The organism is Streptomyces lincolnensis (assembly GCF_001685355.1).
In the GTDB taxonomy this organism is placed as follows: Bacteria; Actinomycetota; Actinomycetes; order Streptomycetales; family Streptomycetaceae; genus Streptomyces; species Streptomyces lincolnensis.
This window is the reverse complement of record NZ_CP016438.1, coordinates 804146-816899: the sequence shown is the minus strand read 5'-3', so window position 1 is coordinate 816899 and position 12754 is coordinate 804146. Positions and strand designations below refer to the sequence as shown.

Sequence of the window (12754 nt, the reverse complement as noted above, 5' to 3'; positions counted from 1 at the left end):
TGGGAAGGTGCCCGGTCGTGGGACGAACGCGTACGTACCAATGGGAAGATCCCGCGATCCTGGCGGAAGCCGCCGGACGCATGGCCGGCATCGACTTCCTGCGTGAGCTGAAGGACGGGCGACTGCCGGGGCCGCCGATCAACTACTCCATCGACTTCACCCTGGACGAGGTGGAGCCCGGCAGGGCGGTGTTCTCCCTGATGCCGGGGGAGGAGCACTACAACCCGATCGGCAGTGTGCACGGCGGTATCTTCGCCACCCTGCTCGACTCGGCGGCGGGCTGCGCCGTCCAGTCCACCCTTCCGCAGGGCGTGGCGTACACCTCGCTCGACCTGACGGTGAAGTTCCTGCGACGGATCACCGTGGACACGGGCAAGGTGCGCGCCATCGGCACGGTTGTCAGCCAGGGGCGCCAAACCGCCCTAGCGCAGGCGCAGTTGCTCGACGGGACGGACCGTCTGCTCGCCCACGCCACCAGTAGCTGCATGCTCTTCCCGGTACCTCCCGCGCAAAGGTGAGCGTCGGCCGGTCACAGGGTGTGACCGGGGCGGCGGAGGACAGGGCGCAGGTCCTCGATGACGCCGGGGTCGTCCACCGTCGAGGGGATGGGTTCGTCGTGGCCGTCGGCGATGCCGCGCATGGTCTTGCGCAGGATCTTTCCCGAGCGGGTCTTGGGCAGGGCGGCCACGATCGTGACGTCCTTGAGGGAGGCGACGGCGCCGATGCGTGTCCGTACGAGCTGGACGAGTTCGGCCTCGACCTCGCCCGGTTCTCGGTCGCTGCCTGCTTTGAGGACGACGAAGCCGCGCGGGATCTGTCCCTTCAGGGCGTCGGCGACGCCGATGACGGCACATTCGGCCACGTCGGGATGGGCGGCCAGGGCTTCTTCCATGCTGCCGGTGGACAGCCGGTGTCCGGCGACGTTGATGACGTCGTCGGTGCGGCCCATGACGAAGACGTAACCGTCGGCGTCGATGTGCCCGCTGTCGCCGGTGAGGTAGTAGCCGTCGTAGGCGGAGAGGTAGGAGGCGAGGTAGCGGTCGTCGTCGTTCCAGAGCGTGGGGAGGGCGCCGGGCGGCAGGGGGAGCTTCACCACGATCGCGCCGTCGACGCCCGCGGGGACCGGCTCACCCGACGCGTCGAGGACCCGTACGTCCCATCCCGGCAGCGGGAGGGTGGGGGAGCCGGGCTTGAGGGGCGCTGCCTCGATGCCCACGGGGTTGGCGACGATGGGCCACCCGGTCTCGGTCTGCCACCAGTGGTCGATCACCGGGATGCCCAGCAGTGCGCTCGCCCAGTGATAGGTCTCCGGATCGAGGCGCTCGCCGGCGAGGAACAGGTGGCACAGGCGCGAGAGGTCGTGGCCGGCGGTGAGTGCGCCCTTCGGGTCCTCCTTCCTGATCGCCCGGAAGGCGGTGGGCGCCGTGAACATGGTCTTGACCCGGTACTCGGCGGCGACGCGCCAGAACTGGCCCGCGTCCGGCGTGCCGACCGGCTTGCCCTCGTACAGGACCGTCGTCGCCCCGGCCAGCAGGGGCGCGTAGACGATGTACGAGTGTCCGACGACCCAGCCGACGTCGGAGCCGGTGAACATCGTCTCGCCCGGGCCCACGTCGTAGACGGCGCCCATCGACCAGTGGAGGGCGACCGCGTAGCCGCCGCAGTCGCGCACGACTCCCTTGGGTTTTCCGGTCGTTCCGGACGTGTAGAGGATGTAGAGGGGATCGGTGGCGGGGACGGGAACGCAGTCGGCCGGCGGTGCGGTGGCGACCAGGGCGGTCCAGTCGAGATCGTCGGGGCCCAACTCGGCTCGCTCCTGCGGGCGTTGCAGGATCACGCTCTTCTGCGGCTTGTGGGCCGCGAGTTCGATCGCTTGGTCGAGCAGGGGCTTGTACGCGATGACCCGCTTGCCCTCGATGCCGCAGGAGGCGGAGACGACCACCTTGGGGGCCGCGTCGTCGATGCGCAGGGCGAGTTCGCGCGGGGCGAATCCGCCGAACACGACGGAGTGGACCGCGCCGATGCGTACGCAGGCCAGCATCGCGACCGCGGCCTCGGGGACCATCGGCATGTAGATGACCACACGGTCGCCGTGTCCCACGCCGAGCTGCGCGAGTGCTCCGGCGAAGGCCGCCACCTCGTCCCTCAGCTGCGCGTAGGTGTAGGTGCGCCGGGTGTCGGTGACGGGTGAGTCGTAGACGAGCGCGGGCTGTTCACCGCGGCCGGCCTCGACGTGCCGGTCGAGGGCGTTGAAGCAGACGTTGAGCCGCCCGTCGGGAAACCAGCGGTAGAAGGGCGCGCCGGAGGCGTCCAGAGCGCGTCGCGGAGTGACGTCCCAGTCGATGGCCTCGGCCGCCTTCAGCCAGAAGTGCTCCGGGTCCTCGGTACTGGCGCGGAAGACATCCTCGTACGTTCCCATCGCGCACTCCTTCGTGGCATCGAGGCACGGTGGTGTTGCTCCGTGCGGAACGGTGTCGGGCACAAGTACCGTACGAGAGCCGGGATGGTCCAGCAGGATGCCGCGGAGACATGGGCGGCGGCCGACGGACCGCACCGGCCGGTGTCCTGGTGGTGACCTTGAAGTCCGCGAGGTGGCGTCCGAGTTGTGCGCCGTCAGTTGCGGCCCGGCTGCCCGAGTACCGCGTCTCAGTCGTTGTCGGACTCCATCGAGATCACGACCTTGCCTGCCTTGGTGCGGCCCTGCTCGACGTGCGCCATCGCCTCGAGCGTCTGGTCGAACGGGAAGGTGCTGTCGATGACCGGACGGAGCTTCCCGCTGTCGTAGAGGGCGCCGAGCTTGCGCAGCTGGGAGCCGTCGGCCCGCATGAACAGGAACTGGTAGCGCACTCCCAGTGTCCTGGCCTGCTTGCGGATCTTGCGGCTGAGCGCGCTCATGACCAGGCCCATGAATGAGGGGGCGCCGAGCTGCTTGGCGAACCCGGCGTCCGGCGGACCGACGACGCTGATGGCCAGACCGCCGGGCTTCAGCACGGTCAGCGACTTCTCCAGGTTCGCTCCGCCCAGGGAGTCCAGCACCAGGTCGTAGCCGGACAGCACCTTCGAGAAGTCTTCCTTGGTGTAGTCGATGACGACGTCGGCGCCGAGGCTCCTGACCAGTTCCTCCGTGGTGGTGCTCGTGGTCGTGGCGACCGTGGCGCCGAGGTGCTTGGCGAGCTGGATGACCGTCGAGCCGAGGCCACCGGCACCGGCGTGGATGAGCACCTTCTGCCCCGGCTGCACGCGGGCCCGGTCGACGAGGACCTGCCAGGCGGCCAGCGCCACCAGCGGCACGGCGGCTGCCTCCTGGAGGGTGAGAGAGGCCGGCTTGGGGGCGACATCGTCCATGTCGATCGCGATGAACTCCGCGAAGCCGCCGATCCGCAGGTCGCGCGGACGGGCGTAGACCTCGTCGCCGACTTCGAAGCCGTGTACGGCGGAGCCGACCCGCGTCACGACGCCGGCCACGTCGTGGCCGAGCACGAACGGAAGCTTGTACTTCAGGAGCTGCTTGAACTCTCCGTTGCGGACCATCTTGTCCAGCGGATTGATACTGGCGGCGCTCACTCTGACCAGGACGTCGCGGTCTCCGACCGTGGGCTCGGGTACGTCTGCGGCGCGTGCGCCGTCCTTGCCGTACTTGTCGACGACGAATGCCTTCATGCCCGGCCGCCTTTCTGTGTGGGTTTTCCGCTGTTCGATGCGATTCTTCGCGCAAGTCGCCCTGCGCGCCCGTTCCTCGCGTGCGGTCGGGTTGGTGTGCCGGCCACGACGCTACAGCTCTGAGTGCAGGAAAGTAAACTCAGGCTGAGCCGAGCGCCACTTCCCGGACCTTTTTCGGATCGCCAGGCGCGACCGCTTGCTATTGGCTGACGGTCATCATATAGTCATACGAGTGTAAGACATACGAACGTAAGACTTACGGGCGTAACTCAAAACCAAGGGAGCTCGTGATGGCGACAACTCGGCCGGTGGTGCTCGTGACAGGTGCCTCATCCGGGGTCGGCAAGGAGGCGGCCCGTGCCTTCGCCGCGGCGGGCTTCGAGGTGATCGGAACCGCTCGCAACGCCGCGCGAGTCACCGCGCCCGCCGGGGTGACCTACCTAGACCTCGACGTGACCAGCGACGAATCGGTCGCCTCCGTGGTCAAGCAGGTGATCGACCGGTTCGGGCGTATCGACGTCCTGGTCAACAACGCGGGCGTCGGTGCCAACGGCGCCGCCGAGGAGTTCTCCGTCGCCCGCACGCAGGAGGTCTTCGACGTCAACGTCTACGGCACCATGCGGATGACCAAGGCGGTTCTGCCGCACATGCGCACCCAACGGAGTGGACGCGTCATCAACGTCTCCTCCCTCAGCGGGTTCGTCCCCAGCCCGTTCATGGCCATCTACACCTCGACCAAGCACGCGGTCGAGGGCTACTCCGGGTCGCTGGACCACGAGGTCCGCGAGCACGGCGTCCGGATCCTGCTCGTCGAGCCCGGCCCGATCAACACCCCGTTCGGGGACCACAGCGTGCAGGGCGACACCCCAATGCCGCTCTACGCGTCGGGACGGCGCACCTTCGACGAGGTGCTGGCGAAGAACGCCAGCGGCGGCGATGATCCCGCCACCGTGGCCAAGGTGATCGTCGCGGCGGCCACCGACCGGAACCCGAAACTGCGGCGCACCGCCGGCACGACCGCCGCAGGCATCAGCGTGTTCCACCGCGTCCTTCCGGCCCGGATCTTCGACCGCATCGTCCGCAGGTTCAACCGGATGCCGAACTGACGCTCACCTTTCGCGTGCCCAGGAGTGCCACCTGGTCCGTTCCGGGCTCGGGCGGACGGCGACCGGGTGGCTGACCGATCCTGTTCTCGCGCCGGTTCCGACCGAGTCCCTGCCGATCGGTGCCAACGGGCTCAGGTTCATCGCCAACATCAACTTCCCCGCTCTCCTTGCGGGCGCGGCCCACTGACCCGACCAACGGCAGCCGGGGTGCACTCGCCCCAGCTGCCGTGATGGAGGAACTCCTGGTGCGGTACACGAAGGAACACAAACGCCAGACACGGCAGCGGATCATCACGTCGGCCGGCCGCCGGCTCAAGCAGGACGGTATCGACGGCTCCGGAGTCGCGACGCTCATGAAGGACGCGGGCCTGACCCACGGCACCCTCTACGCCTACTTCCCCTCCAAGGACGACCTCGTCGCCACCGCGGTCGCCGACCAGATGCGCGCCCAGCACGAGAACATCGTCGCGCAGGCGGCACCGGGCCGCGCCGGACTCGAACAGATCATTCGCTGGTACTTCTCCCCCCAGCAGCGTGACGACATCGAGGACGGCTGCCCCAACGCCGCCCTCCTCGACGAGATCGCACGCTCCACGGACACCACCAGACAGGCCTACACCGACGGCGTACTGGTCCTCATCGACGGCTTTGCCGCCCGCCTGGCACCCCACGATCCGCCCTCGGCACGCCTGAAGTCCCTCAGCCTCCTCGGCATGATGGCCGGAACGCTGCAACTCTCCCGCGCTCTGACCGACCGGCAGCTCGCCGACCAACTCCTCGAACAGGGCATCCGCAACGCCCTCGCACTGATAGACGCCGAGCAGCACGACTGAGACGAAGATCCGCCGTCGAGCGGGGACCGCCACGCCCGCCGCCGACCGCGTCGCCACTGTCGACTCTTTGGATTACGTTTGCAATACCATAGACTGGTCGAGTCGGGGAAGGGCAACCGGTCCTTCCGGCCGGCGAAGGAGCGTGTGGCGTGGTGCGGTACGGCAAAGAGCACAAGTCGGAGACGAGGCGGCGGATCATCGAGACGGCGGGCCGCCGGTTCAAGCAGGACGGTATCGACGGCTCCGGAGTCTCGACGCTCATGAAGGACGCGGGGCTGACCAACGGTGCCTTCTACGCTCATTTCGCATCCAAGGATGACCTCGTCACGACGGCGATCGCCGACCAGTTGAAGGTGCAGGCCGAGAGCGTCGTCGCGCTGGCCGAGCCCGGCCGTGCCGGACTTGAGCAGATAGTGCGGGGATACCTTTCGCCCCAGCACCGTGAAAGGCTTGGTGACGGCTGCCCCAACGCCGCTCTGCTCGACGAGATCGGGCGCTGCACCGAATCAACCAGGCAGGCGTACACCGACGGTGTGCTGATCCTCGTCGAGGGCATTGCCGCCCGACTGGCGCCCGAGGCTCCGGCCTCCGCGCGTGTGAAGGCGCTCAGCCTCCTCGGCATGATGGCCGGGACGCTACAGCTCTCCCGGGCCTTGACCGACAGCCGACTCGCCAACGAGCTCCTCGACCAGGGGGTAGACAATGCCCTCGCCCTGCTGGACTCCTGGCAGCGTGCCTGACGCACGTCTGTGCTGGGACCGGCTGTTCCAGCCGCACTCGCTCCCATGCGGGACAGGATCCCGGGATGGCGGGAGCAACCGCAGGACGTGCCTCGGACGTGGGGCGCTGCGCGACGTGCACCGTTCGGGAGGGTGAGAGGGGGTGTCCATCGGAGCGGCGAATGCGGGCCCGCTCCAACGGCATCCGATCAAGCTCAGGACCTTAGGAACCCGAGTGCCCTGGCGACGAAATCCTCGTGGTTCTGGAAGATCCCCCCATGGCCGGAATCAGGGTAGAGGGGGACAAGCTCGCTCCTGGGCAGGCGAGCGGCCAGGTCGATCGTGTTCTGGCTGGGCACCATCCGGTCGTTCGCGCCGTTTGCCACGAGTACCGGTTGATGAACCGCCGACAGGTCCGACGGTGCCTGGCGGCCCCATCGTTTGATGGCCTTCATCTGGGCGCGGACCGACGGCAGCGAGATGTCCTTGTCGCGGTCGTCCGTACGCTCCTCCAGCCGCCGCAGGAAAGAGCGTCCTGCTCTCTGGCCGCTTGGGGTGTTGGTGAAGAAGAGGGAGAGCTTCGGATCCTGGCGGGTCAGGGTGCCCTTGAGTGTGGCCTGAACGGCCAGGGCCGGGACCTTGTCAATGCCGTGGCCGCCGGCGGGGCCGGTGCCCGCGAGGATGACCTTGCGGACAAGGTGCGGTTCGTCCGCCGCGATGACCTGTGCGATGAAGCCGCCCATCGACAGGCCGAACAGATCGACGTGGTCGAAACCGAGGGCGCGGATGAACCGCACTGCGTCGTGGGCCATCTCTTCGATCGTGTCCGGCGTGGAGCCATCCGACCCGCCCACCCCGCGGTTCCCGAAGGTGATCACCCGACACCGGGCGGCGAGTCCGTCGACGACGCTCGGGTCCCAGTTGTCCAGGTTTCCGGCCAGGTGGATCAGGAGGACCAACGGCACGCCGTCCTCGGGGCCGAGCTCGCGGTAGGCGAAGTCCACCCCGTCCACGGACACCGAGCGGGTTGGCGCGTTCCTGTACGACGATCGTGAGGGGGGCGGGGAATTTCGCGGTGCGCTCATGGCCAGGTCTTTCATGTAAGTGGAGAGAGTGGAGGACTGTGCTGTTCGTCCCGGGCTTCCCCCGCGCCGGAGGATGTTCTGATTCGGTATGGCCGACGTCAGGAGCGACGCCCGACACCTTCGCGTCATGGATGCCCGTGCAGTCAGCATCAGGCCCCCGAAGATTGAATTACGTTCATCATTCTAAGTGACTGGCCGGTGGGTCGCAAGCTCCTTTGTGTGCCCGGCGCCTCGCCCGCGTCATCTGACCTCACGTGTGACGCACCCCTTGCGGGGCCCATTAAAGTATGGTCATAATGTAATAGTCGGTGTGATGCTGAAGGGCTCAATGGGCAGGGTTCCGACCCCTGCGAACCTTCTGGCGTCGTCCGCGCTTGCACCGCAGCCGCGGTCCAGGCCTCCCCGCAGAAAGGCACGGCCGTGAACGACGCACAAGAAGTACGAGGCGATGTGGTGACGTCGTACAGGAAGGCGCCCACCCGCACGCTCACCGCCGGGGGAGTGACCTTCGCCTACCGTGAGCTCGGCCCGAAGGCCGGCGTCCCGGTGGTCTTCATCACCCACCTCGCCGCGGTCCTGGACAACTGGGATCCCCGGGTCGTCGACGGCATCGCCGCGAGGCATCGCGTCATCACCTTCGACAACAGGGGTGTCGGCGCATCCAGCGGCTCGACACCGAAGACCATCGAGGAAATGGCGAAGGACGCCGTCACCTTCATCCGTGGACTCGGGCTCAAGCAGGTCGACATCCACGGCTTCTCGATGGGCGGCATGATCGCCCAGGTGATCGTGCGGAACGAACCGCAGCTGGTCCGCAAGCTGATTCTCACGGGCACCGGCCCCGCGGGCGGCGAGGGCATCAAGAACGTGAGCCGGCTGTCCCATCTCGACACCGTCCGGGCCCTGTTCACCCTCCAGGACCCGAAGCAGTACCTCTTCTTCACCCGCACCGCGGGCGGACGCCGAGCCGGAAAACAGTTCCTGGCCCGGCTCAAGGAGCGCACCCACGACCGCGACAAGGCGATCTCCCTCACGTCCTACTTCGCCCAGCTCAAGGCCATCCACCGCTGGGGGCTGGCGCAGCCCCAGGACCTCTCCGTCATCCGTCAGCCCGTGCTCGTCGCCAACGGAGAGAGCGACAGGATGGTGCCGACGAAGAACTCGTTCGAACTGGCCCGGCGACTGCCGAACGCCGACATCGTCGTCTACCCCGACGCCGGTCACGGAGGCATCTTCCAGTTCCACGAGCAGTTCGTGGCGGAAGCCCTCGACTTCCTTGAGCGGTAGCGGTAGCGGGTGTCGGGGGCCGTCGGGCGGCGCATCCGGCCGGGAGTGGCCATACCCGGACGCGCGGAATGGGTCCTCGCATCCGGGCTCGGCTCGATGCCTCGCGCACCGCAGGCCGGAGGCCGATCTCGAACCGTCGTCATCGTTGCGGTGCGGTCGCGCCTGTCGGTCGATGAACGTGCGGGCGTTCTCGAATCTCTTCCACGATGGCCGTCGCGCCCTGGGTGGCCTGCTTGGTGCCGTCCGTGGAGCGGCTGATCTCGTCGAGCAGGGCGGCGGAGGGGCGTCCGGTGCCGGGCCGGTCACGGTGCTCGGGCGACAGGTGACCGCGAACGAAGTCCTCAAGTCCCTCTCGGCCGGGCCACAGCGTGTCGTACCGATCCGCCTGTGTGCTCAGTTCATGGGCGGCGACGTGGACAGTGTGGAGATGTCCGAGCCGTCGATGCCGTCCGTGTGGCTTGTGGCCCGAGGCGACACTCACCCTCGGATGGCTGAGTCTCTGAAAGTAAACTCAAGCGGTTAGAATCGCTCTCATGGATGCGTGGACCGAAGTTCTGCAAGACACCGGCATGGATCCCCGGCTCGACCGGGACACGTCGAACTGCTCGATCGCGCGGACTCTTGAGGTCGTGGGCGAGAAGTGGACGATCCTGATTCTGCGGGAGGTCTGGTACGGCTCGTCGCGCTTCGGTGAGTTCGAACGGGTTCTCGGCTGTCCTCGTAACCTGCTCGCGGCACGGCTTCGGATGCTGGTGGAGGAGGGGATCCTGGCCACCGAGACGTACAAGGAGCCGGGCTCGCGGAGCCGGTCGAAGTACGTGATCACGTCCAAGGGGATGGATCTGGTGCCGGCTGTGATGGGGCTGTTGCAGTGGGGTGACCGCTACCGTGCCGACCCGGAGGGGCCGGCCGTCCTGGCGCGCCATCGCGAGTGCGGTGCGCACGTCGACGTCCAGATCCGCTGCGGACAGGGTCATCCGGTGCAGGCGAAGGACATCGAGAGCGTCCCCGGCCCGGCCTTTCGGGTGAGGTCGCCCGAGTGAGCTGAGGACGCCTCGGTCGGTTTTCCCGGCGGCGAGGGTCGTGGGGCCGGCGAGCGGACACGAGAACGGCCGCCGTGGCGGGCTCGATGGCCCCGGCCCGGGGCGAGAGGAAGGGTCACCCGGGGCCGGCCCACCAAGTCATCCCATTGTCCCGGAAGGTCTCCTCCGGAGGGGCGCTCCACCGGCTTGGGAATGGCCGGGCATGCCTGGCCGGACGACAGGCTGAGGGGCCGCCCCGCCGCAACCGTCAGCCGGACTCGGGGCGGATCGCTGGGCGGCTGCTCTCGGGGGAGCTGTCCTCAGGGGAGCTGCGGGTAGAGCGCGGAGACGCCTCCGGCCAGTGCGGCCTGCGCCTGTCGGGAGGCCTCGTCCGCGAGGATCTCGTAGGCGCCGGCGGCGATGCCGTCGACGGCGATCCGCGCGATGTCGGCCGGGTCGGACTTGGCCGCGTCGACGGCTCGGACCATGTCGGTGTCCATGTAGCCGACGTGCAGGCCGGCCACGCGGATGCCCTGGCCGGCGAGCTGGAGGCGCAGGGCGTTGGTGAGCGACCACTCGGCGGACTTGGCGGCACAGTAGGCGCCGAAGTCCGGGAAGCTGACCCAGGACAGGCCGGACAGGACGTTCAGTATCGTCCCGCCGCCGTTGGCCGCGATCTGGGGTGCGAAGGCGCGGGCCACCGAGAGGGTGCCGAAGTAGTGGGTGTCCATCTCCAGGCGGACGGCGTCCAGGTCGGCGGTCAGCAGGTCGGCGCCGGTGGACGACCCCGCGTTGTTGACCAGGACCGTGATGTCGCCGGTGGCCTCGGCGGCCGCCGCGACGGAGACGGGGTCGGTGATGTCGAGCGCGATCGGCTTCACGCCGGGCAGGTCGACCTGGTCGGGGTTGCGGGCGCCGGCGTAGACGGTGGCGCCGCGGCTGAGCAGTTCGGCGGCGAGGGCCCGGCCGAATCCCCGGTTGGCGCCGGTGACAAGGGCGGTGCTGGTGGAGAGGTCCATGGAGGTTCCCGGTGAAGTAGGCTGTAGAATTACGATCGTAATCCTAAACAGGAAGAGTCCGTGACCGCAAGCGCGCGAGGAGGTGATGCGCTTCGTCCCTGGTGCGGATCAGGAGCACCTCGACACCCTCAGGCTCGGTGCCGCCGGGGCCGGAGTGCGCGAAGTCGACGGGCCGTCGGCCCTCCACCGATGATGGCTGGGTGGGCATAGATCATGGCGCCGGGGCGCTGAAGCGCATACCAGCAAAACCGCTGTCGAGTTGATGACCAGGTTGTTCGAATCGGGAGCGAGTCGGTCCCTTGCGGGGGCGGGCCGTCCCAGTGGAAAGGAAGCTGTCCATGGACGAGCAGGGTGAGCGCTTCGACGTCGTCGTACTCGGCGCGGGCCCCGGCGGGTATGTGGCCGCCATCCGGGCCGCCCAACTGGGTAAGCGTGTCGCGGTCGTCGAGGAGAAGTACTGGGGCGGCGTCTGTCTGAACGTGGGCTGTATCCCCACCAAGGCCCTGCTGCGCAACGCCGAACTCGCGCACCTCTTCACGCGCGAGGCGAAGACCTTCGGTATCAAGGTCGAGGGTGAGGTCTCCTTCGACTACGGGGAGGCCTTCCGCCGCAGCCGGAAGGTCGCGGACGGCCGGGTCAAGGGCGTCCACTACCTGATGAAGAAGAACAAGATCACGGAGATCAGCGGTCGCGGCACGTTCCTCGACCCGCACACGCTCCAGGTGGCCGACTACGACGGCAACACCCGCACCATCGGCTTCGATCACTGCGTCATCGCCGCCGGGGCGAGCCCCAGGCTGTTGCCCGGCACCCGCCGTACGTCGCGCGTGGTGACCTTCGAGGAGCAGATCCTCGCCGAGGACCTGCCGCAGTCGATCGTCATCGCGGGCGCCGGAGCCATCGGCATCGAGTTCGCCTACGTGCTGCACAACTACGGTGTGCAGGTGACGATCGTCGAGTTCCTGGACCGGATCGCCCCGCTGGAGGACACGGAGGTGTCCGCCGAACTGGCCAAGCAGTACCGCCGGTTGGGCATCGATGTGCTCACCTCGACCCGCGTCGAGTCGATCGACGAGTCGGGTCCGCAGGTCCGTGTCACGGTCACCGGCACGGACGGCGCCCAGCAGGTCCTTCAGGCGGACAAGGTGTTGCAGGCGATCGGCTTCGCGCCGAACGTCACCGGATACGGCCTGGAGAACACCGGCGTGCGCGTCACCGAGCGCGGCGCGATCGATGTCGACGGCCGCTGTCGTACCTCGGTGCCGCACATCTACGCCATCGGCGACGTCACCGCGAAGCTGATGCTGGCGCATGCCGCCGAGGCGATGGGTGTGGTCGCGGCCGAGACGATCGCGGACGCGGAGACCATGGAGTTGGACTACGTGATGATCCCGCGGTCCACCTTCTGCCAGCCGCAGATCGCCAGCTTCGGCTACACCGAGGCGCAGGCGAGGGAGGAGGGCTTCGACGTCCAGGTCGCCAAGTTCCCGTTCACCGCGAACGCCAAGGCCCACGGCCTGGGTGACGCGACCGGTTTCGTGAAGCTGATCAGCGACGCCAAGTACGGCGAACTCCTCGGCGGCCACCTCATCGGCCCCGACGTCACCGAGCTGCTCCCGGAGCTGACCCTGGCCCAGCAGTGGGACCTCACGGTCCACGAGGTCGCCCGCAACGTCCACGCCCACCCCACCCTGGGCGAGGCGGTCAAGGAAGCCGTCCACGGCCTGGCCGGCCACATGATCAACATGTAGCGGGTGCTCGGCACGGCAGCCACAGGGGCCATTGGCGCTCGGGTCGAGGAGGCAGTCACCCCCCTCGCCGCCTGGCCGAGAGTGTGGAGTACGGCCAGCTCGTGCCGAGCCCCTGTGGGCCGCCCTGCACGGCATCTCCGCCCTGTGGGGATCGGCCGTATCCACGCGCGGGGACTCGCTGATCGAGGGGACCGTCCCCAGTGGCTCGTGCTGTGACCGGCATGATTCGCCGGGCTGATGCGCGGGGCAGTGGCGGTGCTGATCGAGAGGCG

Annotated in this window: 11 protein-coding genes; 7 read left to right on the top strand and 4 right to left on the bottom strand. The window is 68.1% G+C overall.

Features of this window, described 5'->3' with window-relative positions:
* Positions 1 to 17: 17 nt before the first annotated feature.
* Entirely contained in the window at positions 18 to 518 is a 501-nt protein-coding gene (locus SLINC_RS03730; protein WP_067426606.1) for a PaaI family thioesterase, read from the top strand.
* An 11-nt stretch (positions 519 to 529) separates the two neighbouring features.
* On the opposite strand, the gene SLINC_RS03725 is transcribed toward SLINC_RS03730, so the two are convergent.
* Positions 530 to 2419 (bottom strand): propionyl-CoA synthetase, encoded by a 1890-nt coding sequence (locus SLINC_RS03725; RefSeq protein WP_067426603.1) that lies wholly within the window; start codon positions 2417 to 2419, stop codon positions 530 to 532.
* A gap of 227 nt (positions 2420 to 2646) precedes the next feature.
* Positions 2647 to 3660 carry an NADP-dependent oxidoreductase gene (locus tag SLINC_RS03720; RefSeq protein ID WP_067426599.1) on the bottom strand — a complete coding sequence of 338 codons (1014 nt, stop codon included), beginning with the start codon at positions 3658 to 3660 and terminating at the stop codon, positions 2647 to 2649.
* Positions 3661 to 3950: 290 nt separating this feature from the next.
* Here SLINC_RS03720 and SLINC_RS03715 point away from each other — a divergent pair, with 290 nt between their 5' ends.
* The 3 genes from SLINC_RS03715 to SLINC_RS03705 all read left to right on the top strand — a co-directional run bounded on the left by SLINC_RS03715 (position 3951) and on the right by SLINC_RS03705 (position 6339).
* On the top strand, positions 3951 to 4766 hold the full coding sequence (locus SLINC_RS03715) for an oxidoreductase (protein ID WP_107406547.1): 816 nt from the start codon (positions 3951 to 3953) through the stop codon (positions 4764 to 4766).
* A gap of 242 nt (positions 4767 to 5008) precedes the next feature.
* A complete protein-coding gene (locus SLINC_RS03710) occupies positions 5009 to 5599 on the top strand; it encodes a TetR/AcrR family transcriptional regulator (protein WP_067444927.1) in 591 nt (196 codons plus the stop codon).
* A gap of 149 nt (positions 5600 to 5748) precedes the next feature.
* Positions 5749 to 6339 carry a TetR/AcrR family transcriptional regulator gene (locus SLINC_RS03705; protein ID WP_067426596.1) on the top strand — a complete coding sequence of 197 codons (591 nt, stop codon included), beginning with the start codon at positions 5749 to 5751 and terminating at the stop codon, positions 6337 to 6339.
* Between the two features lie 194 nt (positions 6340 to 6533).
* On the opposite strand, the gene SLINC_RS03700 is transcribed toward SLINC_RS03705, so the two are convergent.
* Positions 6534 to 7322, bottom strand: coding sequence for an alpha/beta fold hydrolase (locus tag SLINC_RS03700; RefSeq protein WP_335743781.1), 789 nt, complete (start codon positions 7320 to 7322; stop codon positions 6534 to 6536).
* 534 nt (positions 7323 to 7856) lie between these two features.
* Here SLINC_RS03700 and SLINC_RS03695 point away from each other — a divergent pair.
* Positions 7857 to 8690 (top strand): alpha/beta fold hydrolase, encoded by an 834-nt coding sequence (locus SLINC_RS03695; RefSeq protein WP_225988227.1) that lies wholly within the window; start codon positions 7857 to 7859, stop codon positions 8688 to 8690.
* 569 nt (positions 8691 to 9259) lie between these two features.
* A complete protein-coding gene (locus tag SLINC_RS03690; RefSeq protein ID WP_067426588.1) occupies positions 9260 to 9733 on the top strand; it encodes a winged helix-turn-helix transcriptional regulator in 474 nt (157 codons plus the stop codon).
* A gap of 299 nt (positions 9734 to 10032) precedes the next feature.
* Here SLINC_RS03690 and SLINC_RS03685 read toward each other — a convergent pair whose 3' ends face one another.
* Positions 10033 to 10731 (bottom strand): SDR family oxidoreductase, encoded by a 699-nt coding sequence (locus SLINC_RS03685; RefSeq protein ID WP_067426583.1) that lies wholly within the window; start codon positions 10729 to 10731, stop codon positions 10033 to 10035.
* A 338-nt stretch (positions 10732 to 11069) separates the two neighbouring features.
* On the opposite strand from SLINC_RS03685, the gene lpdA reads away from it, so the two are divergent.
* On the top strand, positions 11070 to 12482 hold the full coding sequence (gene lpdA / locus SLINC_RS03680; RefSeq protein ID WP_067425029.1) for a dihydrolipoyl dehydrogenase: 1413 nt from the start codon (positions 11070 to 11072) through the stop codon (positions 12480 to 12482).
* The last annotated feature ends 272 nt before the right edge of the window (positions 12483 to 12754 follow it).